Genomic DNA, 24070 nt, shown 5'->3' with positions numbered 1-24070 from the left:
CCCACGTGGCAGATCCCGTGCACCGCTCCGCTGACGAAGACGGTCAGGATCCCGCAGTCGAGTCCACTCCGGACTCGACTGCGGGCGGCAAGTCGAAGAAGGACAAGAAGAAGCCCCCGCTCTGGCGCGAGCTGCTCGTGCTCGGGGCCACGGCCCTGGTCCTCACCATCCTGATCCAGACGTTCCTGGCGCGGGTGTACGTGATCCCGTCGCAGTCGATGGAGGAGACCCTCCACGGCTGCCCCGGGTGCAACAACGACCGGGTGCTGGTCGACAAGCTGGTCTACGACTTCACCGAGATCGAACCGGGTGAGGTCGTGGTCTTCCGCGGCCCCGAGACCTGGGGCAACAACGACTTCAACTCCGGCCGGTCGGACAACCCGATCGTGGCCGGCATCCAGTCGGTGGCCTCCCTGGTCGGCCTCGCGCCGCCGGACGAGCGCGACTTCGTGAAGCGGGTCATCGCGGTCGGCGGGCAGACCGTCGAGTGCTGTGACGAGCAGCACCGCGTGAAGGTCGACGGCAAGCCGCTGGACGAGCCGTACATCTACTGGCAGCCCGGCACGTCACCGGAGAACCACGACCCGTTCGAGCCGGTCAAGGTCCCCGAAGGCCACCTCTGGGTGATGGGTGACAACCGCACGAACTCCACCGACTCCCGCAAGCAGGGCGGTGGCGGCGTGGCGGGCACCGTGCCGGAGGACAACGTCATCGGCAAGGCGCGGGTCATCGTGCTGCCGCCGTCGCGCTGGCAGGGCATCGGCGACCACAACCCCCAGTCCCTCGCGCTCGGCGCGCCCGCGTGGCAGGGCGCCATCCCGGCGGGTGCCGGCCTGGCCGCGGCGTGGCCGCTGGTGTTCTTCGGCCGCAAGGTCCGCAGGCGGTTGACCAGGGCCACACAGCCCTGATCGGTAGGCTGACCGGGTGGTGGACGTCGCGTCGTCCCGGGGCTCTTCCGACGAGGGTGAACCGGAGCACGAGGAAAAGGTCGAGCAGTGGCGCGCCCGCGCGCGCAAAACGGCCAAGCGCAAGGGCTCGTTCTGGAAAGAGCTGCCGATCCTGATCGGCGTCGCGGTGGTGCTCGCGGTGCTGATCCAGTCGTTCCTGGCGAAGGTCTACATGATCCCGTCGGAGTCGATGGAGCAGACGCTGCACGGCTGCTCCGACGGCTGCTTCGGCGACCGGGTGCTGGTCGACAAGCTGGTCTACGACTTCTCGGAGATCGAACCGGGCGAGGTCGTGGTCTTCCACGGCCCCGACACCTGGATCAACCAGGACTTCATCGCGCCCGAGCCGACGAACCCGCTGGTCAAGGCGTTGCAAGGGCTCGGGTCGCTGATGGGGTTCCCGGCGGCGAACGAGGAGGACTTCGTCAAGCGGGTCATCGCGGTCGGCGGGCAGACGGTGCAGTGCTGCGACGACCGCAACCGGGTCGTGGTCGACGGCAAGCCGCTGGACGAGCCGTACGTGTACTGGGCGCCGGGCCGCAGCACGGTGCAGGAGTCGTTCGCCGAGCTGAAGATCCCCGAGGGCTACCTGTTCGTGATGGGCGACAACCGCAACGACTCGTGCGACTCGCGGTGCCAGGGCGACGGCCGCGAGGGCGGTCTCGTGCCGGTGGACAACGTGGTGGGCAAGGCGCGGGTGATCGTGCTGCCGCCGTCGCGCTGGCAGGGCGTCGGTGACCACAACCCGCAGGTCGTGGCCATCGGGGCGCCCGCGTGGCAGGACGCGCTGCCCGCCGGGGTCGGCCTCGCGGCGGCGTGGCCGGTGCTGCTGCTGGGCAAGCGGGTGAGGTCGCGGTTGCGGGGTTCACGGCTGGGATAGGGTCGAGGGGTGATCCGCAAGCCGCCTCGCGTCCAGGTCCGGCAGACCGCGGGGATCTGGGCCTTCGAGGCCGCGTTGGACCGGCGCGGGTTCGGCCCGGTGGCCGGCGTCGACGAGGCCGGCCGTGGCGCCTGCGCGGGCCCGCTCGTCGTGGCGTCGTGCGTGCTCAAGCCGGGTGACGCGGCGAAGTTCGAGGGGCTCACCGACTCGAAGTTGCTCACCGCCGCGGCGCGCGACCGGATGTACGACCTCGTGCTCAAGCGCGCGCTGGACTACGCGGTGATCGTGATCCCGGCCGCCGAGGTCGACCTGATCGGCGTGCACGTGGCGAACATCGAGGGCATGCGGCGTGCGGTCGCGCGGTTGGAGGCACATCCCGGGTACGTCCTGACGGACGGCTTCCCGGTGCCCGGTCTCACGGCGCCGAACATGCCGGTGGTCAAGGGCGACCGGGTGGCGGCGTGCGTCGCGGCGGCGTCCGTGCTGGCCAAGGTCACGCGGGACCGGATCATGACCGGTCTGCACGAGGAACTGCCCGTCTACGGGTTCGACGTGCACAAGGGCTACAGCACCCCCGAGCACTCGGCGGCGCTGGTGGAGCACGGCCCGAGTGCGCAACACCGCTGGTCGTATGCGAACGTGGCCGCCGCGGCGCTCCGGCACGGGATGGCGGCGCCGCACCGGGTGGCGCGCGGCGTGGTCGCGGCCGCCGTGGTCCAGAATGGGACAACCCCGCAGACCAGCGGTGGCAGGCTCGCGACGAGGAGGGGCGCGGATTCGATGATTACCCGCGCGGAGGCGTAATGAGTGCAGAGGATCTCGAGAAGTACGAGACCGAGATGGAGTTGTCGCTGTACAAGGAGTACCGCGACATCGTCAGCCAGTTCTCGTTCGTCGTGGAGACCGAGCGGCGGTTCTACCTGGCCAACTCGGTGGACGTGCAGGTCCGCAACGCGGACGGCGAGGTCTACTTCGAGGTGCGGATGTCCGACGCGTGGGTGTGGGACATGTACCGCCCCGCCCGGTTCGTGAAGAACGTCCGCGTCATCACCTTCAAGGACGTCAACGTCGAGGAGTTGGACAAACCCGACCTCAGGCTGCCCGAGGACGGCCCGTTCAACTCCTGATACCCGCAAAGTCGCAGGGGCCCGCCCGTGAGGGTGGGCCCCTTTGCGTGTGTGGGCCGTTACCACGCGCCACCGACATTTCCCCGGCGGCTGTCCACAGCCCTTGAAGTTGTCCACAGCCGGCGAACTGCCCATCGCCACCCCTCCAGCACCCCGGCAAGGTCGAACCAAGACCGATTCCGGAGGAGGGGGACATGAACACGGCGACCGACCTGGGCAGGCGTGGCGAGGACGCGGCGTGCCGGTACCTGGAGCACCAGGGCCTGTCGATCCTGGCGCGCAACTGGCGGTGCGACGACGGTGAGCTGGACGTCATAGCCACCGACGGCGCCCGGCTGGTGGTGGTCGAGGTGAAGTGCCGTTCGGGCACCGGCAGGGGCACGCCCCTGGAAGCCGTGACGCCGGACAAGCTGGAACGGGTCCGGAAGTCCGCCCTGCGCTGGCTGAGCGCCAACCGGATCGGGCGCGTGGAGGTCCGGTTCGACGTGATCGCGATCGAGTGGCCGCCCGAGGGCAAGGTCCGCCTGCACCACCTGCGAGGTGTGTGATGGCGCTCGCGCGAACGTGGTCGGTGGCGTTGTTCGGCGTGGACGGCGTGCCGGTGGAGATCGAGGCCGACGTCGGTGTCGGCACCGTGAAGACCCAGCTCCTCGGCCTGCCGGACGCCGCCCTGCACGAGTCGAAGGACCGCGTGAAGGCGGCGGTGCGCAACAGCGGGCACGACTGGCCGTCCCAACGCGTGACGCTGGGCCTGTCCCCGGCCACGCTGCCCAAGAACGGCTCCGGCTACGACCTGGCCATCGCGTGCGTCGTCCTGGCCGCCGCGAAGGCGATCCCGGGCGAACGCCTGGCCGACACCGTGCTGCTGGGTGAGCTGGCCCTGGACGGCCGGGTCCGCACCGTCCGGGGTGTGCTGCCCGCGCTGCTGGCGGCCAAGCGGTCGGGCCTGACCGAGGCCGTGGTCCCGGTGGACGCGCTGCCCGAAGCCGCCCTGGTGGACGGCATGACCGTGCACGGCGCCACCACGTTGACCGACGTCCTGTCCTGGCTCGCCGGCGAGCACGCCCTCCACCACACCAACCCGCCCGCCATCGCCCCACCGCCGGACGGCCCGGACCTGGCGGACGTGGTCGGCCAGCCGGAGGCGAGGTGGGCCCTCGAAGTGGCCGCCGCCGGCGGTCACCACATCCTCCTGACCGGGCCGCCGGGCACCGGCAAGACCATGCTGGCCCAACGCCTGGCCGGCCTCCTGCCGCCGTTGTCGCCGGAGGAGGCCCTCGGCGTCACGGCGGTGCACTCCATCGCGGGCCTGCTCTCCCCGGAGACCCCGCTGGTCGCCACGCCGCCGTTCGTCTCGCTGCACCCGACCACGTCGGCGGTGGCGCTGATCGGCGGCGGCACCGGCATGGCGAAGCCGGGCGCGATGAGCCGGGCCCACCGGGGCGTGCTGTTCCTGGACGAGGCGAGGGAGTTCGGCGCGGCGAAGCTGGAGGTGCTGCGCACGGCGCTGGAGGAGGGCGAGGTGCGCCTGGCGAGGCGTGACGGCATCGCCCGCTACCCGGCCAGGTTCCAACTCGTGATGGCCACCAACCCGTGCCCGTGCGCACCGCCGAAGGACATCGACTGCGTGTGCCTGCCGGCCGCGCGGAGGCGCTACCAGAGCAAGCTCTCCGGCCCACTGCTGGACAGAGTGGACCTGAGGGTGGTGATGCGCCCCCTGACCGCCATGAGCAACGCGGAGATCGCCCCACCGGAACCGACGGCCGCCGTCCGCGAGCGGGTCCAGAAGGCCAGGACCAGGGCGACGGAACGCTGGGCGGCCCACGGCTGGCTGACCAACGCCGAGGTCCCGGGCCCCGCCCTCAGGCGGGAGTACGCCCTGCCGAGACACGCGACCACCGTCCTGGACCGGGCACTGACCACCGGAGCCCTGACGGGCCGGGGCGCGGACAGGTGCCTACGGGTCGCCTGGACCCTCGCCGACCTGGCCGAGGTCGACCAACCGACAGCAGACCACGTGGCCGTCGCCCTGGAGTTCCGAGAGCGCAGGAAGTCATGACCCAACCAACCCCGACCGCCCCGACCGCCACCGCCTCAACCCCCATTCAACCGACCACCGCCCCAACCCCAGCCCCGCCGCCCTCACCTGCACAAGGCCCTCAATCCACACCGCCGCCCTCCGCGCCCCAGACCCCGGCCATGCCCTCCCCTCCTCCCTCGAACACGGCCCCGAATCCCAACTCACCCCCAAGCCCCGAGCCGGCAGTGCAGGAGTCGACGTCGTCCCAAGCCACGCTCGTCGACCCCGTGAGGTCAGTGCTCATGCCGGGCATGGCCGTGCCGTCCGATGCCACCCCCACTGCAGCGGCGCGGACCGTGGTCGCGTCCAGCCGGGTCGAGGGCGGCCACCTTGCGGGCAGTCGGCTCGCCGGCCGGTCGGTCGAGTCGGGCCCGCCCTTCGAGCCGGGCTCCGGAATGCGGAGCGGGAGCGAACCGGTGCCGGCCGGGTCGAAGGCGGCTCGGGTGGCGGGGTCGGCGGACATGGGGCATGGCCCTGAGCCCGGCGAGGTGGTCGCGCCGGTCACGCGCCCCGGCCCCGACGAGTGGTGGCGGTCGCCGTGAGCACCGATGAGATCCGGCTGGCCCGGGCCTACCTGTCACGGGTGGCCGAGCCGCCCGCCACGGCGCTGGTCCGGTTCGTCGCCGAAGTCGGGCCGGTGCGGGCCGCCGAGTTGGTCAAGAGCGGGGAGGTGCCGTCCGGGGTCGACAGCCAGACGTCGGCCCGGCGGGCGTTGGACCAGGCCGAGCAGGACCTGGAGGCCGCCGCGAAGGTCGGCGGGCGGCTCCTGGTCCCCGAGGACGACGAGTGGCCCCGCTGGCCCTTCAACGCCCTCGCCATCGCCGCCGCCAACGGCCTGCGGTGCGGTGTCGAGCCGTTGGCGTTGTGGGTCCGAGGCGAGGCCGACCTCTCCTCGATCACCGAGCGGGCCGTCGCGGTGGTCGGCAGTCGGGCCGCCTCCGGCTACGGGCAGCACGTCGCGGGCGAGTTCGGCTTCGGGTTGGCCGAGGCCGGCGTCACCGTGGTGTCCGGCGCGGCCTACGGCATCGACGGCGCGGCGCACCGGGGCGCGATCACGGCGGGCGGGCCGACGATCGCCGTGCTGGCCTGCGGGATCGACGTCGCCTATCCGTCAGGCCACCGGGCCTTGCTGGAACGCATTCCGGGCCAAGGGCTGCTCGTGAGCGAATACCCGCCGACCCACACGCCCGCGCGCCACCGATTCCTGACGCGAAACCGGCTCATAGCGGCGCTGGCCGAAGGCACCGTCGTAGTCGAAGCGGGACAGCGCAGCGGCGCCAAGAACACCGCCGCGTCGACGGCGGCGCTCGGCCGGGTGCTCATGGCGGTTCCCGGGCCGATCACGTCGGTCAGCTCGTCGGGCTGCCACGAGCTGCTGCGTTCGGGGATCGCGCTGCCGGTGACCAGCGTCGCCGAGATCATCGAGTCGACCGGGCGGCTCGGCGTCGACCTCGTCGAAGCCACCAGGAACACCGACACCGGACCACCGCAGGGCGAGGCGATGCGGGTCTTCGAAGCACTGGGTCTGACCTTCGGGCACAGCCCGGAGGCGATCTCCGTCGAATCCGGTGTCGAGTTGGCCAGGGTGCGCGCATTGTTGCCGCAATTGGAACTGGCCAGTCTCGCCGAACGCGTGGAAAGCGGTTGGAAGCGCTCCCAGGACGGGAGTTGGCGTGGCGATACTTGACCAAGAGCGCTTGAGGGCGGAGCGTCAGGGGCTATGTCCCCGCCGCCGCCCGCTCGGACACGTCGTGTCGACCTGGTTCGCCTGCGTCGCGCGCTGCCCGCGGACGTCGCGGCGGCCCTGGACCGCTACGAACGCCACCTCGCGATGGAACGCGGTCTGTCACCGCACACGGTGCGCGCGTACCTCGGCGACGTGGTCGCCCTGCTGGTCCACTTAGCCGAGGGCACACCCGACAACGCCACCGTGGAAGCGATCGACCTGCCGGGCCTGCGGTCGTGGTTGGCTTCCCAGCACTCCGCCGGCGCGAGCCGGACGACGATGGCCCGACGCGCCGCCTCCGCCCGGACGTTCACCGCTTGGGCCTCCCGCAACGACCTGCTCGCCGCTGACCCCGGCCCGCGGCTCAGCGCGCCCCGCCCCCACCGGACCCTCCCCGCCGTGCTGCGGCCGGACCAGGCCGACGCCGCCATGGCAGTTGCCGAAGTAGGCGCGGAACACGGCGATCCGGTTGCGCTGCGTGACCAAGCCGTGGTGGAGTTGCTGTACGCAACAGGTGTCCGGGTCGCCGAGTTGTGCGGTCTCGACCTCGACGACGTGGACTACTCCCAAAGGGTGATTCGGGTTCTGGGCAAGGGTAGTCGCGAACGCACCGTGCCGTTCGGCGTTCCGGCCGAACGGGCTGTACGGCGCTGGGTGGAACATGGCCGATCCGCCCTGGTCAGCGACCGTTCACACCGTGCGCTGCTGCTCGGCGCGCGAGGTGGGCGGCTCGACCCGCGTACCGCCAGGAGGGTTGTCCACGATGTAGTGGGTGCGGTACCTGAGACGGCCGACACCGGGCCCCACGGCCTGCGCCACTCCGCGGCCACGCACCTGTTGGAAGGGGGAGCGGACCTGCGCACCGTCCAAGAGCTTCTTGGTCACGCTACGCTCGCAACGACTCAGCTCTACACACACGTCACCGTCGAACGGCTGAAGGCGATCCATGACCGAACCCACCCCCGCTCCTGACGTCGCAGGGGGAGGTTCGCGGACCGCAACCGTGACCTCTCCCTCCGCCGCGCACGTCGGGACCTCGTCGGCGGCGCGCACCCCGGCTGGGACGTACGGTCACCACGTCGACGCCGAGCCGCCGCGCACGAACGGGCACGCCGGTCCCGCGGCGGTCCCCGGCAGGCCCGCGCACGCGGCGTCTGAGTCGCGCACCGCGGATGACGTGGAAGCCGGGATCATCGCGCTGTGGCACACCTACGGCGAGTCACGTCGGCAGGCCCTGCGGGACCGCCTGGTGCTGCACTACGCGCCCCTGGTGAAGTACGTCGCCGGCCGGGTGGGCACCGGTCTGCCCGCGCACGTCGACGTGGCGGACCTGATCCAGTCCGGCATCTTCGGCCTGGTCGACGCGATCGAGAAGTTCGAGCCCGAGCGCGGTCTGAAGTTCGAGACGTACGCGATGCAGCGCATCAGAGGCGCGATCCTCGACGACCTGCGCTCACAGGACTGGGTGCCCCGCTCGGTGCGCAGCAGGGCACGTGACGTCGAACGCGCCCTGGAACGCCTGGGTGGCCGCCTGCAACGCACCCCGACCGACCGCGAGCTCGCCGCCGAGCTGAAGATCGGCCTCGGTGAGCTGCGCGAGCTCTACGCCCAGCTCCAGCTCACCAGCGTGGTCGCCCTGGACGAGCTGATCGCCGCCGGCCGCAGCAGCGGTGGCGCGGGCTCGTCACTGGCCGAGTCCCTGCCCGACGAGGGCGCCGAGGACCCGATCGCCACGCTGGTCGACCAGGACAGCCGCCGCCAACTCGCCGACGCGATCGCCCAGCTCGCCGAACGGGACCGCGTCGTGGTCACCCTGTACTACTTCGAGAACCTGACGCTGGCCGAGATCGGCAAGGTCCTGGGCGTCACGGAGTCCCGCGTGTGCCAACTGCACACCCGGGCGGTGCTGCGCCTGCGCACCAAGCTGAACGAGCAGCTGGAGGCCTAGCCCGGCTCCGCCGACGCTGGGTCGGCAGCAGCTGCCAACCGCCGAACGCCCCGCCACAGGCCATCGGCGAATCCCACACGCACATGCACCGCTCGCGGATCGGAATACGCGGTCTCGCGAAATCAAGGCCGCAAATCAAGGCTGCGCACTCAAGGCTGCGCAATCCGGGTCGTCCGCCCGGAGGCCACTCGCCCGCCGCGACCTCGCCCGGAGAAATCCCCGAATCGGGGACATCCGGACCGCGCCCGGGATCGCGCTGCACAGCGGCCGTGCGAGGGGAGGCGGCTGGGCGCGGCGGGGAGGTGGTGCGGCGGGGGCCGCGAGGAAGTGATGCGGTGGGTGCGGCGCTGGCTTGGGCGTGGTGACGGGAAGGGCGTGGTGACGGGAAGGGCGTGGTGACGGGAAGGGCGCGGTGACGGGAAGGGCGCGGTGACGGGAAGGGCGCGGTGACGGGAAGGGCGCGGCGGCTATGGGCGAGGTGGCGAAAGGGCGCGGTTTGCAGGGCGTCCGGCCGGCGCGGCGGCAGCCGGTTGAGGCGGTGGGGTGGATCGAGGGAGGGGTTGGGCGGCTGGGTGGCTGGGCTGAAGGCTCGTCATGCGGTGGGGAGTCCAGGCTGTCCGTGAGGTTGTGCGGTTGGTGGTGGCGGTTGATGAGGTCAGCGGGGGTTGGGGTGGGCGCGTTGGGAACCGCTGTTGTCCGGCCTCGGTAGGAGGCGGACTCGGCCGTTGGACACCAGGTGCAGTGGGTTCAGGTAGGTGCGGGATCGGGGTGGGGTGGTTCGGAGCGCGCCCCAGTGCAGGCAGGCGTCCGTCGGGCAGCCCTCGTGGCCCGGGTTCAGGGTGCCTATCCGCTCGCCTCGCCGTACCGGTTGACCTCGGCGGACGGTGGGGGTGACCGGTTCGTAGGTGGTCCGCAGGCCGCCGGTGTGCAGCAGTGAGACGACGGTCCGGTCGGCTACCGGGCCCGCGTGCACGACCACGGCGTCGCCGGCGGCCAGGACGGCGGCGCCCGCGGCAGCGGCCAGGTCCACGCCGCGGTGACCGGGCCCGTACTCCGTCACCGGGGCCTCGAAGGCGCGGACGACCTGGTGCGGTGGTGCGAGCGGCCAGGCGAAGCGCGGCGTGCGGTGGGCCCTCGCGGGCGACGGCGGCGCGATCAGAGGTAGCGTCACCACCGTTGTCAAGGTCAGGACCAGCAGTGTTCGCATGGTGGGAGTCACGGGTCCAGCGTTCCGGCGGGGACCGGGGGCTACCAGTGGCTTCGGCTCACCTGTGGACAACTCGTGGGGCTGTGGACAACTTCAGGCCCGGTTCGTGGTTCTCCGGCTCACCGGCGTACACTCGCCAGCGCGGCCCGTGTGAGTGCGGGACGACTTCGCGTGCCAATGCAGATCCGACCAGTTTCGGCGTGGTCGAGTCACGGCGTCCAGCGGTCCTGAGGCGAGACGTCCTCCGGTTCGGACGGCGGCAGGGGCACCAGGGCGGCGGTCCGACCCGGCCCGCCGCGACCAACCGGAACGCGCGCCGGCCCCACGCCAGGCGCGCCTGAACGAAGAGGTGCGAACCCGGCCATGGCCGTCGTCACCATGAAGCAGCTGCTCGACAGCGGCGTGCACTTCGGGCACCAGACCCGTCGCTGGAACCCGAAGATGAAGCGCTACATCTTCACCGAGCGCAACGGCATCTACATCATCGACCTGCAGCAGACGCTGACCTACATCGACCGGGCTTACGAGTTCGTTCGGGAAACGGTCGCGCACGGCGGTTCGATCCTGTTCATCGGCACGAAGAAGCAGGCGCAGGAGGCCATCGCCAACGAGGCCCTCCGCGTCGGCATGCCCTTCGTGAACCAGCGCTGGCTGGGCGGCATGCTCACCAACTTCTCCACGGTCCACAAGCGCCTCCAGCGGCTCAAGGAGCTGGAGTCGATGGAGCAGACCGGCGGTTTCCAGGGTTTCACCAAGAAGGAAATCCTGATGATGAACCGCGAGAAGGACAAGCTGGAGCGCACGCTCGGCGGTATCCGCGACATGTCCAAGGTGCCCAGCGCCGTGTGGATCGTGGACACCAAGAAGGAGCACATCGCCGTCGGCGAGGCGCGCAAGCTGAACATCCCGATCGTGGCGATCCTCGACACGAACTGCGACCCGGACGAGGTCGACTACCCGATCCCGGGCAACGACGACGCGATCCGGTCCGCCGCGCTGCTGACCAAGGTGGTGGCCGAGGCCGCCGCCGCCGGTCTGATGGCGCGCTCCGGCGCCCGCACCAAGGCCGCCGACGGCGCGGACAAGCCCGAGCCGGGTGTCGACGAGCCGCTGGCCGAGTGGGAGCAGGAGCTGCTGGTCGGCGCCGACGCGCCGGCCGCACCGGCTGCCGCCGAGGCGCCCGCCGCCGACGGCACGGAGCCCGTCCAGTCCTGATCCGTCCGCACGCCGCGCCTGCCCTGATCACGGTGGGCGCGGCGTGCGCACAGGACCCAGCGCTGAACAGCTGGTACCGCACCACCCCCAAGCGCGTAAACGCGTCGGCGAGCGAGCCGACGACCAGACCGCAGAAGGAACGGAAATCGCACGATGGCGAACTACACCGCCGCTGACGTGAAGCGCCTCCGCGAGCTGACCGCCGCAGGCATGATGGCCTGCAAGAAGGCGCTCGAGGAGACCGACGGCGACTTCGACAAGGCGGTCGAGCTCCTGCGCATCAAGGGCGCCAAGGACGTCGACAAGCGCGCCGAGCGCACGACCGCGAACGGCCTGGTCATGGCCGAGGACGGCGTGATGATCGAGCTGCGCTGCGAGACGGACTTCGTCGCCAAGAACGCCGACTTCCAGGAGCTGGCGGCGCGGATCGTCGCGGTCGCCAAGGCCACCCGCCCGGCCGACGTCGAGGTGCTCAAGGCCACCGACCTCGACGGCAAGGCCGTCGACGCCGTCGTCCAGGAGTTCTCGGCCAAGATCGGCGAGAAGCTGGAGCTGGCCAAGGTCGCCATCTTCGACGGCACCGTGACCACCTACCTGCACCGCCGTGCCGCCGACCTGCCGCCCGCCGTCGGCGTGGTGGTCGAGTACACCGGCGACGACACCGACGCCGCCCGCGGCGCCGCGATGCAGATCGCCGCGATGCGTCCCCGCTACCTCACCCGCGACGAGGTGCCCGCGGACGTGGTGGCCAACGAGCGCCGCATCGCCGAGGAGACCGCTCGCGAGGAGGGCAAGCCGGAAGCGGCGCTGTCCAAGATCGTCGAGGGTCGCGTGAACGGCTTCTTCAAGGACGTCGTGCTCCTGGAGCAGTCGTCCGTGACGGAGTCCAAGAAGACCGTCAAGGCCGTGCTGGACGAGGCCGGTGTCACCGTGACCCGCTTCGCCCGGTTCGAGGTCGGCCAGGCCTGATTCGCGTGAGGGCGGGGTTGCGCGCAGACGTCGCGACCCCGCCCTTGCCGTGTCCAGAGGAGTACCTGTGAGCGCAGAGGTAGACCACGCGAAAGCGGAGCACGCCGACGACGAGCCGATCCAGGGCTACCGCCGGGTGATGCTCAAGCTCGGCGGCGAGATGTTCGGCGGTGGCGGTGTCGGCGTCGACCCCGACGTCGTGCAGACCGTCTCACGCCAGATCGCCGCGGTGGTCCGAACAGGGGTCCAGGTCGCGGTCGTCATCGGCGGCGGCAACTTCTTCCGCGGCGCCGAGCTGCAGCAGCGCGGCATGGACCGCAGCCGCGCCGACTACATGGGCATGCTCGGCACCGTGATGAACTGCCTCGCCCTGCAGGACTTCCTGGAACGCGAGCACGGCATCGAGACCCGCGTGCAGACGGCCATCACGATGGGCCAGATCGCCGAGTCCTACATCCCCCGCCGGGCCATGCGGCACCTCGACAAGGGGCGCGTGGTGATCTTCGGCGGCGGCGCGGGCATGCCGTACTTCTCCACCGACACCACCGCCGCGCAGCGCGCGCTGGAGATCGGGTGCGAGGTCGTGCTGATGGCCAAGGCCGTGGACGGCGTCTACACGGCGGATCCCAAGACCGACCCGGACGCGTTGATGTTCGACAACATCACCCACCGCGAAGTGCTCGAACGCGGCCTGAACGTCGCCGACGCGACCGCGTTCAGCCTGTGCATGGACAACAACATGCCGATCATGGTCTTCAACCTGCTCACCGAGGGCAACATCGCGCGAGCCGTGCGCGGTGAGAAGATCGGCACACTGGTGAGCACCCCCGGTGGTCGCCCGTCCTTCTAGACCTGCTGGGATTCGAGCCGAACTGCGCACACCAAGGGAGTCAGCCGTGATTGACGAGACCCTCCTCGACGCCGAGGAGAAGATGGAAAAAGCGGTGTCCGTGGCGAAGGAGGACCTGGCCGCGGTGCGCACCGGCCGCGCCAACCCCTCGATGTTCTCCCGCATCGTGGTCGAGTACTACGGTTCGCCCACCCCCCTGAACCAGCTCGCCAGCGTCGCCATCCCGGAGGCGCGCATGGCGGTGATCAAGCCCTACGACGCCACCCAGCTCAACGCGGTCGAGAAGGCCATCCGCGACTCCGACCTGGGCGTGAACCCCAGCAACGACGGCTCGATCATCCGCGTGGTGATCCCGCAGCTGTCCGAGGAACGCCGCCGCGAGATGGTCAAGGTCGCCAAGGGCAAGGGCGAGGACGCCAAGGTGTCCATCCGCAACATCCGCCGCAAGGCCAAGGAAGAGCTGGACCGCCTGGTCAAGGACGGCGAGGTCGGCGAGGACGAGGGCACCAGGGCCGAGAAGGAACTGGAGAACGTCACCCACCGCTACGTCGCCCAGATCGACGAGCTGGTCAAGCACAAGGAAGCCGAGCTGCTCGAGGTCTAGTCGGTCACGTCGGTTCGGCGGGTCGGGCCACGGGCCCGCGCGCTTTCCTCGGCCGGTCTGCGGCCGTGATAGGAGCACAACAGGTGTCAGGCGGCGGTGACCAGGGCGCGCCGGAGAAGAGCGCGTCACGCGCGGGGCGCAACCTGCCCGCGGCCATCGCCGTGGGCGTCGGCTTGGGCGCCGTCATCCTCGTCGCGCTGCTCACGGTGCGCGAGCTGTTCGTCGGCGTCGTCGCCGTGGCCGTCGCCGTGTCGACGTACGAGCTGGCGGGTGCGCTCAAGCGCGGCGCGGGCATCCGGGTGGCCCTGCTGCCCGTGCTGGTCGGCGGGCAGGCCGTGGTGTGGCTCGCCTGGCCTCAGGAGCGCGCCGGCGTGCTGAGCGCGTTCGTGGTGACGATCCTGGTGTGCCTGCTCTGGCGGCTCAAGGACGGCGCGGACGGCTACCTGCGCGACGTCACCGCGTCCATCTTCACGGTCGCCTACGTGGCCGTGTTCGCGTCGTTCGCGGTCATGCTGGTCGTGCCGGACGACGGCGTGTTCCGCGTCCTGGCGTTCCTGATCGGCGTCGTGCTGTCCGACACCGGCGGCTACGTGGCCGGCGTGCTGTTCGGCAAGCACCCGATGGCCCCCACCATCAGCCCGAAGAAGTCCTGGGAGGGTTTCGCGGGCTCGATGGTGGCGGGCATGGTCGGCGGCGCGCTCACCGTCGGCCTGATGCTGGACGGCCAGTGGTGGCAGGGCGTGCTGTTCGGCGCGGCCCTGGTCGTCACCGCGACGGCGGGTGACCTGGTCGAGTCGCTGATCAAGCGCGACCTCGGGATCAAGGACATGGGCACGCTGCTGCCCGGCCACGGCGGCCTGATGGACCGGATGGACTCGCTGCTGCCGTCCGCCGTAGTGGCGTGGCTGCTGCTGCACGTGTTCGTGTAGCCCTCGACCGCCATCTGCGAAGCAGGGGCAGACTAATCGTCGTAGGGGTCGTCCACCCGCGTCTCGGTGGCCTCCTCTTCCGACAGCGGTGTGGTGCGGGACGGGTCGATCACCGAGAACACCGCGCCCGTGTGGTCGGCGACGACCGTGATCCGGCCGAACGGCGTGTCGTACGGCTCCACGGTGACGCGTCCGCCCAGCTCGAGCACCCGGGACGCGGCCGAGTCCGTCCCGATCTCCGGCGCGGCCGTGAAGTACACCATCCAGTGCGCGGGGGTGTCCGGCGCGAACGCCCGGCCCATCCGCTGACGCCCGAGCACGGTGTGCCCCTGGACGGCCCAGATCGTGTAGTCGACCGCCTGGCCGTCACCGATCTGGGTGATTTCGTACCCGCACAGCTCGTGGAAGAACTCGTCCGCCGCGTGCCCGTCGCGCGTGTTCAGCTCGGCCCACGCGTACGCGCCGTGCCCGTCCGCGCCGAACACCCAATCGGGTGGAACGTGCCGGAACCCGACCACCGCGCCGGTCGGGTCGGCGAGCACGGTGACGGTGTCCGACGGCTCGCCGAGCACGTGACCGCCCAACGCGTGCGCCTTCTCGGCGGTGGCGCGGGCGTGCGGCGTGTTCAGGTAGAGCGTCCACGCGCTCGGCTCCTCGGCGAGGACCAGCTCGGCCACCGGCATCCCGTCCACCAGCGCGATCGCGTTGCCGCCCGAGTCGGAGAAGTACCAGCCGAACAGCCCGGAGTAGAAGTCGATCGTGGCCTGGAGGTCCGTGGTGGCGATGTCGACCCAGCACGGCGTGCCGTGGTGCAACTCGGCCAAAGCGGGAGAATTGGGGACGATCGACACCGCGTACCTCCTGCAAGCCGCCTACTCGATCACGCTACGGCTCTAGAGTCGTCCCGTGAAGGGATTCGTCCGCGCCGCGTTGGCCGCCGTCCGGCCTGTCGACGTCCTGCCGAGCCCGAACATCTGGCACTGGCCCGAGCTCTACGAGGTCGAGAACCGCGCCCAGGACGTGGACGGGGCCATCTGGCGCGCGCTGCGCGAGCAGTGCGACTGGGCCGGCCGCGACGTGGTCGACGTCGGCTGCGGTGACGGGTTCCACCTGCCGGTGTTCGCGCGGGAGGCGCGTTCGGTCATCGGTGTCGAGCCGCACGCTCCGCTGGTGCAGCGCGCTCGCGCACGCGTGGCGGACGTGCCGAACGCCGAGGCGGTGGCCGGTCCGGCGCAACGCCTGCCGTTGCGCGACGCGACCGCGGACCTGGTGCACGCGCGCACGGCGTACTTCTTCGGTCCCGGCTGCGAGCCGGGCCTGCGCGAGGCCGACCGGGTGCTTCGGCCGGGCGGCGCGCTCGCGATCGTGGACCTCGACGGCCTGGCCGAGCCCTACGGGCCGTGGCTGTGCGCCGACGAGCCGCGCTACAACCCCGTGGACGTGGAGCGGTTCTTCGCGGATCAGGGGTTCTCGTTGCGACGCGTGCGCGCGCTGTGGCGGTTCGAACGCCGTGCGGACCTGGAGGCGGTGTTGCGCATCGAGTTCTCCGAGGCCGTCGCGGAGAAGGCCATCGCACGCACGCCCGGCCTGTCGTTCGAGGTCGGTTACCGCGTCCACGTGAGGCGCAAGCCGGCCGGGATTGTGCTGCCCTGAGCGCGCTCACCTAGGATTCGGGGCGTGGAGAACAGGAACGCGGGCAGGTTCGGTCGGCAGGTCGGCGTCATCGGTCTCGGCTGCTGGCAGCTCGGCGCCGACTGGGGCCAGGTCGAGGAGTCCGACGCGCTGGCGGTGCTGCACGCCGCCGCCGACACCGGCGTGAACTTCTTCGACACCGCCGACGTCTACGGCGACGGCCGCAGCGAGACGCTGATCGGCAAGTTCCTCCGCGAGCGCGGCGACGCGGGCATCACGGTGGCCACCAAGATGGGCCGCCGCGTCGACCAGACGCCGGAGAACTACAACCGCGAGAACTTCCTGGCCTGGAACGACCGGTCGCGCGCCAACCTCGGCGTCGACACGCTCGACCTGGTCCAGCTGCACTGCCCGCCGACGCCGGTCTACTCGACCGACGAGGTGTTCGACACCCTCGACGAGCTGGTGGAGGCCAAGCGGGTCGCCGCCTACGGCGTGAGCGTGGAGACCGTCGAGGAGGCGCTGACCGCGATCGCCCGGCCGGGTGTCGCGAGCGTCCAGATCATCCTGAACGCGCTGCGGCTCAAGCCGCTGGAGCGGGTGCTGCCCGCGGCGGCGGAAGCGGGCGTGGCGATCATCGCCCGCGTTCCGCTCGCCTCGGGGCTGCTGTCCGGCAAGTACACCGCGTCGACCACGTTCTCCGCCGACGACCACCGCAACTACAACCGCGGCGGTGAGGCGTTCGACGTCGGCGAGACGTTCTCCGGCGTGCCGTTCGAGGTCGGGCTGGAGGCGGTGGAGCGGCTGCGCGCCCTCGTGCCCTCCGGCGCGACCATGGCGCAGTTCGCGCTGCGGTGGGTCGTGGACCAGCCGGGCGTCACCGTGGTCATCCCCGGCGCCCGCAACGCCGAGCAGGCTCGGGCCAACTCGGCCGCCGCGGACCTCGCGCCGCTGTCGGAGCAGGACCGGGACGAGGTGCGGGCCGTGTACGACTCGCTGATCCGGCCGCTGGTCCACGACCGCTGGTAGGTCACTCCTCCGGGTCGTCTTCCTCGACGTCGAGCTCGCCGAGGATCGCGTACAGCTTGCGGCGGGCCTCGCTGAGGACCTCGACGGCCCGCACCTGCTGCTCACGCGTGCCCGCGTGGGCCATCTGCTGCATGGCCGCGCCGAGGTGCCGTGCCGCCGTGCGCAGCTTCGCCGCGTGCTGGTCGAGGTCGTCGTTGACCTGCTGCCACGGCGGCGCGCCGTCGAGCTTCGCGGCCGTGTCCCGACCGGTCTCGGTCAGCGTGAACAGCTTCTTGCCGCCCGCCTCCTCGGTGGAGGCGACGAGGCCCTCGTCGGCCAGCATCTGCAGGGTCGGGTAGACCGAGCCGGGGCTGGGCCGCCAGAGGCCGTCGGTGCGGCCGCTGATCTCCTGGATCATCTCGTAGCCGTGCATGGGGCGTTCGGCGAGCAGTGCCAGGACCGCCGTGCGGACGTTGCCCTTGCGCTGCCTCCCGCCGCGACCCCGTCCCCGGCCGTGCCCCCGGAAGCCGGGCGGCTCGGGCGGGATCGGAGGGCCGCCGAACGGCTCGGGGGGTGGCGGGGGACCGCCGAAGGGGCCGCGGCCGAAGCCGCCGCCGAAGCCGAACCCCTGTCGTGGGTCGCCGAAGCCGTGCTCGCGGTGGTGTCGGTGTTCGTGGTGCCCGTGTCCGTGGAAACGCATCTTCATGCTCCTCGTATCGATCGGTTGCGACGTGTCGACGATATATCGGAACGTATCGCGATGCAACGGTGATGGCGATCGCAGTCGGCGTGGTCATGGGTGCGGCGTGCGCGTGGGACACTGGAGGGCGCTATGACTGCCCTCCCCCTCGTCTTCGACGCGCCCAAGCGCGGGCTGCCGCCGCGCCACCTCGCCGACCTCTCCGCCGACCAGCGTCGAGAGGCCGTCGCCGCACTCGGTGAGAAGCCCTTCCGCGCCGCGCAGCTGTCGAACCACTACTTCGGCCGGCTGACCGTCGACCCCGACGCGATGACCGACATCCCCGCCGCCGCGCGGGAACGCCTGGTGACCGACCTGATGCCGCCGTTGTGGACGGAGCTGCGCAGCGTCGAGGCCGACGGCGGCACGACGCGCAAGACGTTGCTGCGCGCCCACGACGGCACGTTGGTCGAGAGCGTCCTGATGCGCTACCCGGACCGAGCCACGCTGTGCATCTCGTCGCAGGCGGGCTGCGGCATGGCGTGCCCGTTCTGCGCGACCGGGCAGGGCGGCCTGACCCGGAACCTGTCCACGGCGGAGATCGTGGACCAGGTGCGGCGCGGTGCGGCGGCCATGCGCGACGGCGAGCTGCCCGGCGGGCCGGGACGGCTGTCGAACATCGTGTTCATGGGCATGGGCGAGCCGTTGGCCAACTACAAGCGGGTGGTCGAGTCGGTGCACCGCATCTGCGACCCGGCTCCGGATGGCCTGGGGATTTCCCAGCGTTCGGTGACGGTGTCGACGGTGGGCCTGGTGCCGGCGATCCGGAAGCTGACCGAGGAGAACCTCCAGGTCCGCTTGGCGGTCTCGCTGCACACGCCGGACGACGAGCTGCGCGACACGTTGGTGCCGGTCAACACCCGGTGGAAGGTGGCCGAGGTGCTGGAGGCGGCCCGCGGCTACGCCGATCGCACCGGTCGGCGGGTGTCGATCGAGTACGCCCTGATCCGCGACATCAACGACCAGCCGTGGCGCGCGGACATGCTGGGCAAGCTGCTGCGTCGGCACCTGGGCCAGTTGGTGCACGTCAACGTGATCCCGCTGAACCCGACGCCGGGCTCGAAGTGGGACGCGTCGCCGAAGCCGGTGGAGCGCGAGTTCGTCCGGCGGGTCAACGAGCAGGGCGTCGCGTGCACCGTGCGTGACACGAGGGGTCAGGACATCGCCGCCGCGTGCGGCCAGCTCGCCGCCGAGGGTTGAGCGTGGAGCTGCTCGCCGGGGGTGTGCCACAATTGTGGCCATGACCGTCGAACCGCTGCGTGCCGTCCGTGATCACCTGTCGGAGTTCGTCGATCGCGCCGAGCGTGAGCACGAACGGGTCGTGGTCACCCGGAACGGGCGGCCGGCGGCCGTGCTGATCGGGTACGAGGATCTGGCGGCCCTCGAGGAGACGTTGGAGATCCTCAGCGACCCGAACGCGATGGCGGCGATCAGGGAAAGCCGTGACGAGGTGGCCCGTGGCGAAGTGGTTCGCGGCGTGGAAGCCGTTCGAGCCCTGCGGCCTCGCTTGTGACCCAGCCCTACGATCTCCGGGTTTCCGCCAGTGCCGCGCGAATCATCCAGGACAAGTTGCCCGAGGGCGTGGCCTCGGCGGTGATCGAGTTCATCACACACACGTTGCTGGACAACCCCCACCGCGTCGGCAAGCCGCTGCGGTACGAACTGGAGGGTGTCCACTCGGCTCGGCGTGGAGCCTTCCGAGTGCTCTACGAGATCGATGACGAGCGACGTGAGGTCACCGTGCTCCGCGTCGAACACCGCGCCGACGTGTACCGGCCGCGTTGACGTGCGGGGGTGGGTCAGCGGCGCCAGGAGGTGCGGCTGCGGACCTGGTCCCAGATCAGCAGGGCGGCCATGGTGAGGCCCGTGAGGATCACCCAGAGGTTCTCGGTCTGGCCGTGGTGGTTGCCGATCAGCAGCGAGAAGACCGCCAGGGTGGAGAGCCAGCCCGCGATCTTGATGCCCTTGGGGAAGGTGCCGTGCCAACCCCACTCGGCCGACGGCTCGTCGTGGAGGTCGACCGCCGGACGCTTGTCCAGTTCCGAGGACGAAGACACAGCCGCACGACCTTCCTGCCCGATCACGTTCACCAACGGCGTCATCGTCGCACACCCGCGCGCCGGCCGAGACGTGAGGTGCGCGGCACCGCCGTGACGTCTACCCTCGGCCCTCGCGCGTGTTCGCCGCGTGTCCGCATCGCACCCCGCCAGGCCGGAACGGGCGCCGCAGTCGCCCAGAAGGGCGACGAGGTTGACCGAACGGTTCCACCCGGCCGAGGGCCGCACGCCGGACACGTTCGCGCCGGTCGAAGTCGGCCTGCACGGCGTCACCAAGCGCTTCTCCGACCAGACCGCCGTGGACGACGTCACGTTGCGGATCCACGAAGGCGAGTTCTTCTCCGTCCTCGGCCCCTCCGGCTGCGGCAAGACGACGTTGCTGCGCATGATCGCCGGGTTCGAGGACCCGACCGCGGGCCGGATCGAGCTGGACGGGGTGGACGTGGTCGGCGTGCCGCCCTACCGGCGTGACGTGAACACGGTCTTCCAGTCGTACGCGCTGTTCCCGCACATGTCGGTGTGGGACAACGTCGCCTACGGCGTCAAGCGCAAAGGCGTGCGCGGCGCGCGGCTGAAGCAGGTCGTCGGGGAGCACCTGGAGCTGGTCCGGCTGGAGCGGTACGCGAAGCGACGGCCCGCGCAGCTCTCCGGCGGCCAGCAGCAGCGCGTCGCCATCGCCCGCGCCCTCGCGGCCGGGCCCCGGCTGTTGTTGCTGGACGAGCCCCTCGGCGCGTTGGACGCGGTGCTGCGCAAGGAGTTGCAGATCGAGCTGATGCGCATCCAGCGCGAGGTCGGCACGACGTTCCTCTACGTCACGCACGACCAGGAGGAGGCGCTGGTGCTGTCCCACCGCGTCGCCGTGATGAACGCGGGCAGGGTGGCGCAGGTCGGCTACCCGGAGGACGTCTACGAGCGCCCGGCCACCCGGTTCGTCGCCGGTTTCATCGGCACCTCCAACATCCTCGACGCCCGGGTGTCCGGTGTGGACGGTCGCTGGGTCGTGCTCGACGCGCCGGGCGTCACCGGCCTCAGGGCGCCGATGAACGGCCACCGGGTCCGCCACGGGCAGCCGGTCGCGGCCACCGTGCGCCCGGAGAAAGTGCACCTGCACGACCTCGCCGACGAACCGCCGACGGGCTGGTGCGTGCTCACCGGCACGGTCCGGGACGTCGTGTACGCGGGCGTGTCCACGCAGTACGTGGTGGACGTGCCGGGCGGCGCGGAGCTGGTCGCGTTCGTGCAGAACACCCGCCGCGTCGCCGACGCGGGCTCGCCGGGGCAGGCCGTGCGGATGGCCTGGGACCCCGACTTCACCGTGTTGCTGGGGAGCGCCGATGACTGAGCGGACACTGCGGATCGCCCGACTCTGGGACCCCGCCGACGCGAAGGTGACCCGCCGGACCGTGCTGCGGTCGACGGCGTTCTTCGCCCTCGCCGCGACCGGGGCGTGCGGCGTCGGCGACGCGCCACCGACCGGCACGAGCAGCGCGCCCACGTCGGGCGCGAAGGCGGGCAACGCGGTCGACGAGCCGAAGCTCAACCTCTACAACTGGACCGACTACATCGCGCCCGACACGTTGTCCGGCTTCAAGGACGCCTCGGGCATCGAGGTCACCTACGACAACTTCAGCTCCAACGACGAGATGGAAGCCAAGGTCGCCTCCGGCGCGGCCGGGTACGACCTGGTGGTGCCGAGCGACAACTTCCTGCGCCGGTTCCTGCGCTCCGGGCTGCTCACGCCGCTGGACCACGACCTGCTGCCGAACCTGGCGAACCTGGGCAAGCGGTTCACCGAGGCCGACTACGACCCGGGCAACGCCTACTCCGTGCCGTGGGCCTGGGGCACGACCGGCCTGGCGTACTCGAAGTCGCAGCTCGGCGACGTGACCGGGTTCTCGGCCTACGACCTGGCCGCCGCGCAGGGCCGCGCCACGATCCTGGACGAGGCGCGCGACGCGCTGGCGCTCGGCCTGCTCAAGCTCGGCCACGACCCGAACACCACCGACGCCGGGCAGATCGCCGAGGCGGTCGAGGTGCTGCTGGAGCTCAAGGGGAAGCTCGGCCAGATCACCTCGGACGTGATCGAGCCGCTGACCTCGGGCCAGACGCCGCTGGCGCAGGCGTACTCCGGTGACGCGTTCCAGGCACGTGACGCCAACGACGACCTGGCCTACGCGATCCCGGTCGAGGGCGGCCTGTCCTACGTCGACCTGCTGTGCGTGCCCAAGGACGCGCCGCACGCGGAGAACGCGCACCGGTTCATCGACTACGTGCTGGAGCCGTCGGTCGGCGCGGCGCTGGCCAACGCCATCCGCTACGGCAGCCCGAACGAGGCCGCGAAGCCCATGATCGAGCCGGAGCTGCTCAACGACCCGCTGGTGTACCCGTCGGACGAGCAGCTGGCCAAGCTGCCGTTCACCAAGGACCTCGGCGCGGACGTGGAGGCCCGCTACGCCGACGCGTGGACCAGGGTCAAGACCGGCTGATGGCCCGGCCGCGGTGGCTGGTCGCCACCGGTCTGCTCGCGCCGACCGGGGTGTGGCTCGGCCTGTTCCTGATCGCACCGCTGGCGCTGGTGGTGCAGTTCAGCTTCGCCACCCGCGACACGGGGGTGGCGCGGGCCGTGCTGCCGTGGACGCTGCGGGCCTACGCGACCGCGCTGGACCCGGCGTTCCTGCCGATCTTCGGCCGCACGCTGGCGTACGCGGGCGTGACGACGGCGTTGTGCCTGGTCCTGGGCTTCCCGCTGGCCTGGTTCATCGCCCGGCACGCCGGCCGGCACCGGACCGCGCTGCTGGTGGCGGTGCTGGTGCCGTTCTGGTCGAGCTACCTGGCCCGGATCTACGCGTGGAAGGCGCTGCTGGACGGCGAGGGGCTGGTCAACCGGCTGCTGGGCGCCGTGGGGCTGGGCCGTGACGGCGGGTTCCTGCTGACGCACGGCGCGGTGGTGGTGGGGCTGACCTACGGGTTCCTGCCGTTCATGGTGCTTCCCTTGTACGTGGCGTGCGAGCGGTTCGACCACCGGCTGGTGGAGGCGTCCTACGACCTGGGGCACGGGCGGGCGTCGACGTTCTTCCGGGTGGTCCTGCCGGGCGTGTTCCCGGGCGTGCTGGCCGGGTCGTTGCTGGTCTTCGTGCCGTCGGCCGGTGACTTCGTCACGCCGAAGCTGCTCGGCGGCGTGGGGCAGTCGACGTTCGGCAGCGTGATCGACGACCAGTTCCGCGGCGGCAACAACTGGCCGCTCGGGTCGGCGATGGCGGTGTTGCTGCTGGTCCTGGTGGTGGTCGTGCTGGTGGCGCGCGGCCGGCGAGGGGAGGACGTGCTGTGAACCGCCGCCCGTGGGCGCTGGGCGGCGTCGCCGCGCTGGTGTTCGCGTTCCTCTACGCGCCGATCGTGTGGCTGGCGCTGGTGTCCTTCAACGACTCGCGGTCGCTGAGCCGCCTCACCGGCCTGTCGGTCCGCTGGTACGTGGCGCTGTTCGGCGACTCGCGGGTGCTCGACGCGCTCGGGCTGAGCCTGCGGCTGGCGGTGACGAGCGCCGTCGTCGCCACGGCCGTCGGCACGCTGGCCGCGTTCGGCCTGCGGCGGGCGTTCCCCGGCCGGGGCGCGTGGACGGTGCTGTTGAGCCTGCCGCTGGTGGTGCCCGAGGTGGTGCTGGGGGTGGCGTTGCTGGGGTTCTGCGTGAAGCTCGCGGGCATCCCGCTCGGGTTCGGCGCGCTGCTGGCCGCGCACGTCGCGTTCTCGGTGAGCTTCGTGGTGGTCGTGGTGCGGTCGCGGGTGGCGGGCATGGACCACCGGCTCGAAGAGGCCGCCGCCGACCTCGGCGCGAGCCCGCTGGTGGCGTTCCGCACGGTCACGTTGCCGCTGGTCGCGCCCGCGGTGGCGGCGGGCGCGGCGTTCGCGTTCCTGCTGTCGTTCGACGACGTGGTGACCTCCAGCTACCTGACCGGCGTGGGCTCGACCACGCTGCCGGTGTTCGTGTACGCCCAGGCCGGCCGCCGGGGCGTGTCGCCGGAGATCGTCGCGCTGTCGACGGTGATGGTGGCGGTGAGCGCGGCGCTGCTGATCGCCGGCGTGCTCGTGGTCGCCTGGCGGGCCCGCCGCGCGTCACCTGCGTCAACTTTCGTCGGAGGCGGTCGAGACCAATGAACG

28 protein-coding genes are annotated in these 24070 nt (G+C 71.2%); 24 read left to right on the top strand and 4 right to left on the bottom strand.

The genetic code is table 11. The features are described 5' to 3' along the window. Positions 1 to 5: 5 nt before the first annotated feature. The 10 genes from lepB (LNK82_RS15450) (at position 6) to LNK82_RS15405 (ending at position 8708) form a co-directional block, all read left to right on the top strand. Positions 6 to 908, top strand: a complete 903-nt coding sequence (gene lepB, locus LNK82_RS15450) for a signal peptidase I (protein WP_230567679.1) — start codon at positions 6 to 8, stop codon at positions 906 to 908. Positions 909 to 924: 16 nt separating this feature from the next. Beyond that, complete coding sequence (gene lepB / locus LNK82_RS15445) at positions 925 to 1827, top strand: signal peptidase I (protein ID WP_230567678.1); 903 nt, start codon at positions 925 to 927, stop codon at positions 1825 to 1827. Positions 1828 to 1836: 9 nt separating this feature from the next. Continuing rightward, a complete protein-coding gene (locus LNK82_RS15440; RefSeq protein ID WP_230567677.1) occupies positions 1837 to 2631 on the top strand; it encodes a ribonuclease HII in 795 nt (264 codons plus the stop codon). Further along, a complete protein-coding gene (locus tag LNK82_RS15435; protein ID WP_015104440.1) occupies positions 2631 to 2954 on the top strand; it encodes a DUF2469 domain-containing protein in 324 nt (107 codons plus the stop codon). The genes LNK82_RS15440 and LNK82_RS15435 overlap by 1 nt, the downstream gene beginning before the upstream one ends. Before the next feature lie 194 nt (positions 2955 to 3148). Continuing rightward, positions 3149 to 3502 carry a YraN family protein gene (locus LNK82_RS15430; protein WP_230567676.1) on the top strand — a complete coding sequence of 118 codons (354 nt, stop codon included), beginning with the start codon at positions 3149 to 3151 and terminating at the stop codon, positions 3500 to 3502. Beyond that, the gene (locus LNK82_RS15425; protein WP_230567675.1) at positions 3502 to 5013 is read left to right on the top strand and encodes a YifB family Mg chelatase-like AAA ATPase; all 1512 of its coding nucleotides are present in this window, start codon (positions 3502 to 3504) and stop codon (positions 5011 to 5013) included. Before LNK82_RS15430 ends, LNK82_RS15425 begins: the two co-directional genes overlap by 1 nt. Before the next feature lie 248 nt (positions 5014 to 5261). Next, a complete protein-coding gene (locus tag LNK82_RS15420; protein ID WP_230567674.1) occupies positions 5262 to 5576 on the top strand; it encodes a hypothetical protein in 315 nt (104 codons plus the stop codon). Then, on the top strand, positions 5573 to 6721 hold the full coding sequence (dprA, locus tag LNK82_RS15415) for a DNA-processing protein DprA (RefSeq protein WP_230567673.1): 1149 nt from the start codon (positions 5573 to 5575) through the stop codon (positions 6719 to 6721). Before LNK82_RS15420 ends, dprA begins: the two co-directional genes overlap by 4 nt. Positions 6722 to 6754: 33 nt before the next feature. Continuing rightward, on the top strand, positions 6755 to 7732 hold the full coding sequence (locus LNK82_RS15410) for a tyrosine recombinase XerC (protein WP_230567672.1): 978 nt from the start codon (positions 6755 to 6757) through the stop codon (positions 7730 to 7732). Further along, positions 7707 to 8708, top strand: coding sequence for a FliA/WhiG family RNA polymerase sigma factor (locus tag LNK82_RS15405; RefSeq protein ID WP_230567671.1), 1002 nt, complete (start codon positions 7707 to 7709; stop codon positions 8706 to 8708). Before LNK82_RS15410 ends, LNK82_RS15405 begins: the two co-directional genes overlap by 26 nt. A 655-nt stretch (positions 8709 to 9363) precedes the next feature. On the opposite strand, the gene LNK82_RS15400 is transcribed toward LNK82_RS15405, so the two are convergent. After that, positions 9364 to 9882 carry a peptidoglycan DD-metalloendopeptidase family protein gene (locus tag LNK82_RS15400; protein ID WP_230567670.1) on the bottom strand — a complete coding sequence of 173 codons (519 nt, stop codon included), beginning with the start codon at positions 9880 to 9882 and terminating at the stop codon, positions 9364 to 9366. 396 nt (positions 9883 to 10278) lie between these two features. Here LNK82_RS15400 and rpsB point away from each other — a divergent pair, with 396 nt between their 5' ends. From rpsB to LNK82_RS15375, 5 genes are all read left to right on the top strand, one after another. Further along, complete coding sequence (rpsB, locus tag LNK82_RS15395; RefSeq protein WP_230567669.1) at positions 10279 to 11130, top strand: 30S ribosomal protein S2; 852 nt, start codon at positions 10279 to 10281, stop codon at positions 11128 to 11130. A gap of 153 nt (positions 11131 to 11283) precedes the next feature. After that, positions 11284 to 12099, top strand: a complete 816-nt coding sequence (gene tsf, locus LNK82_RS15390; protein WP_230567668.1) for a translation elongation factor Ts — start codon at positions 11284 to 11286, stop codon at positions 12097 to 12099. 139 nt (positions 12100 to 12238) lie between these two features. Further along, positions 12239 to 12949 (top strand): UMP kinase, encoded by a 711-nt coding sequence (gene pyrH, locus LNK82_RS15385; protein ID WP_051772088.1) that lies wholly within the window; start codon positions 12239 to 12241, stop codon positions 12947 to 12949. Positions 12950 to 12995: 46 nt separating this feature from the next. Further along, on the top strand, positions 12996 to 13553 hold the full coding sequence (gene frr, locus LNK82_RS15380; protein WP_230567667.1) for a ribosome recycling factor: 558 nt from the start codon (positions 12996 to 12998) through the stop codon (positions 13551 to 13553). Positions 13554 to 13636: 83 nt separating this feature from the next. Beyond that, positions 13637 to 14482 carry a phosphatidate cytidylyltransferase gene (locus LNK82_RS15375; RefSeq protein WP_230567666.1) on the top strand — a complete coding sequence of 282 codons (846 nt, stop codon included), beginning with the start codon at positions 13637 to 13639 and terminating at the stop codon, positions 14480 to 14482. A 32-nt stretch (positions 14483 to 14514) separates the two neighbouring features. Here LNK82_RS15375 and LNK82_RS15370 read toward each other — a convergent pair whose 3' ends face one another. Then, on the bottom strand, positions 14515 to 15333 hold the full coding sequence (locus LNK82_RS15370) for a VOC family protein (RefSeq protein ID WP_230567665.1): 819 nt from the start codon (positions 15331 to 15333) through the stop codon (positions 14515 to 14517). Between the two features lie 55 nt (positions 15334 to 15388). Between LNK82_RS15370 and LNK82_RS15365 the strand changes: the two genes are divergently transcribed. Both LNK82_RS15365 and LNK82_RS15360 read left to right on the top strand, forming a co-directional pair. Further along, on the top strand, positions 15389 to 16135 hold the full coding sequence (locus tag LNK82_RS15365; protein ID WP_230567664.1) for a class I SAM-dependent methyltransferase: 747 nt from the start codon (positions 15389 to 15391) through the stop codon (positions 16133 to 16135). A 24-nt stretch (positions 16136 to 16159) separates the two neighbouring features. Continuing rightward, positions 16160 to 17143, top strand: coding sequence for an aldo/keto reductase (locus LNK82_RS15360; protein WP_230567663.1), 984 nt, complete (start codon positions 16160 to 16162; stop codon positions 17141 to 17143). Between the two features lies 1 nt (position 17144). Here LNK82_RS15360 and LNK82_RS15355 read toward each other — a convergent pair whose 3' ends face one another. Beyond that, entirely contained in the window at positions 17145 to 17822 is a 678-nt protein-coding gene (locus LNK82_RS15355; protein WP_230567662.1) for a PadR family transcriptional regulator, read from the bottom strand. 132 nt (positions 17823 to 17954) lie between these two features. Between LNK82_RS15355 and rlmN the strand changes: the two genes are divergently transcribed. Genes rlmN through LNK82_RS15340 form a run of 3 tightly spaced genes read left to right on the top strand, consistent with a single transcriptional unit; the run spans position 17955 to position 19646 of the window. Next, complete coding sequence (gene rlmN / locus LNK82_RS15350) at positions 17955 to 19061, top strand: dual-specificity RNA methyltransferase RlmN (protein WP_230567661.1); 1107 nt, start codon at positions 17955 to 17957, stop codon at positions 19059 to 19061. A gap of 40 nt (positions 19062 to 19101) precedes the next feature. Then, positions 19102 to 19374: a type II toxin-antitoxin system Phd/YefM family antitoxin gene (locus tag LNK82_RS15345; RefSeq protein WP_230567660.1), complete on the top strand. Its 273-nt coding sequence runs from the start codon at positions 19102 to 19104 to the stop codon at positions 19372 to 19374. A gap of 56 nt (positions 19375 to 19430) precedes the next feature. Next, on the top strand, positions 19431 to 19646 hold the full coding sequence (locus tag LNK82_RS15340) for a type II toxin-antitoxin system RelE family toxin (RefSeq protein WP_230567659.1): 216 nt from the start codon (positions 19431 to 19433) through the stop codon (positions 19644 to 19646). A gap of 14 nt (positions 19647 to 19660) precedes the next feature. Here LNK82_RS15340 and LNK82_RS15335 read toward each other — a convergent pair whose 3' ends face one another. After that, a complete protein-coding gene (locus LNK82_RS15335) occupies positions 19661 to 19918 on the bottom strand; it encodes a DUF2631 domain-containing protein (RefSeq protein ID WP_230567658.1) in 258 nt (85 codons plus the stop codon). A 193-nt stretch (positions 19919 to 20111) separates the two neighbouring features. Between LNK82_RS15335 and LNK82_RS15330 the strand changes: the two genes are divergently transcribed. The 4 genes from LNK82_RS15330 to LNK82_RS15315 are packed head-to-tail and all read left to right on the top strand — an operon-like array spanning position 20112 to position 24067. Further along, the gene (locus tag LNK82_RS15330) at positions 20112 to 21260 is read left to right on the top strand and encodes an ABC transporter ATP-binding protein (protein WP_230567657.1); all 1149 of its coding nucleotides are present in this window, start codon (positions 20112 to 20114) and stop codon (positions 21258 to 21260) included. Continuing rightward, positions 21253 to 22404, top strand: a complete 1152-nt coding sequence (locus tag LNK82_RS15325; RefSeq protein WP_230567656.1) for a polyamine ABC transporter substrate-binding protein — start codon at positions 21253 to 21255, stop codon at positions 22402 to 22404. The genes LNK82_RS15330 and LNK82_RS15325 overlap by 8 nt, the downstream gene beginning before the upstream one ends. Beyond that, on the top strand, positions 22380 to 23246 hold the full coding sequence (locus tag LNK82_RS15320) for an ABC transporter permease (RefSeq protein ID WP_230567655.1): 867 nt from the start codon (positions 22380 to 22382) through the stop codon (positions 23244 to 23246). Before LNK82_RS15325 ends, LNK82_RS15320 begins: the two co-directional genes overlap by 25 nt. Further along, positions 23243 to 24067, top strand: coding sequence for an ABC transporter permease (locus tag LNK82_RS15315; protein WP_230567654.1), 825 nt, complete (start codon positions 23243 to 23245; stop codon positions 24065 to 24067). Before LNK82_RS15320 ends, LNK82_RS15315 begins: the two co-directional genes overlap by 4 nt. Positions 24068 to 24070 lie beyond the last annotated feature (3 nt).

This window comes from Saccharothrix luteola (genome assembly GCF_020859565.1).
Taxonomy (GTDB): Bacteria; Actinomycetota; Actinomycetes; order Mycobacteriales; family Pseudonocardiaceae; genus Actinosynnema; species Actinosynnema luteola.
This window is presented reverse-complemented; position numbering and strand designations above follow the sequence as displayed.

Bases quoted from the DNA above. Each gene is read 5' to 3' on its own strand.
- LNK82_RS15435 (WP_015104440.1), top strand. From the start codon at position 2,631: ATGAGTGCAGAGGATCTCGAGAAGTACGAGACCGAGATGGAGTTGTCG.
- LNK82_RS15430 (WP_230567676.1), top strand. From the start codon at position 3,149: ATGAACACGGCGACCGACCTGGGCAGGCGTGGCGAGGACGCGGCGTGC.
- LNK82_RS15425 (WP_230567675.1), top strand. From the start codon at position 3,502: ATGGCGCTCGCGCGAACGTGGTCGGTGGCGTTGTTCGGCGTGGACGGC.
- LNK82_RS15410 (WP_230567672.1), top strand. From the start codon at position 6,755: ATGTCCCCGCCGCCGCCCGCTCGGACACGTCGTGTCGACCTGGTTCGC.
- LNK82_RS15405 (WP_230567671.1), top strand. From the start codon at position 7,707: ATGACCGAACCCACCCCCGCTCCTGACGTCGCAGGGGGAGGTTCGCGG.
- rpsB (WP_230567669.1), top strand. From the start codon at position 10,279: ATGGCCGTCGTCACCATGAAGCAGCTGCTCGACAGCGGCGTGCACTTC.
- tsf (WP_230567668.1), top strand. From the start codon at position 11,284: ATGGCGAACTACACCGCCGCTGACGTGAAGCGCCTCCGCGAGCTGACC.
- pyrH (WP_051772088.1), top strand. From the start codon at position 12,239: ATGCTCAAGCTCGGCGGCGAGATGTTCGGCGGTGGCGGTGTCGGCGTC.
- LNK82_RS15355 (WP_230567662.1), bottom strand. From the start codon at position 17,822: ATGCGTTTCCACGGACACGGGCACCACGAACACCGACACCACCGCGAG.
- rlmN (WP_230567661.1), top strand. From the start codon at position 17,955: ATGACTGCCCTCCCCCTCGTCTTCGACGCGCCCAAGCGCGGGCTGCCG.
- LNK82_RS15345 (WP_230567660.1), top strand. From the start codon at position 19,102: ATGACCGTCGAACCGCTGCGTGCCGTCCGTGATCACCTGTCGGAGTTC.
- LNK82_RS15325 (WP_230567656.1), top strand. From the start codon at position 21,253: ATGACTGAGCGGACACTGCGGATCGCCCGACTCTGGGACCCCGCCGAC.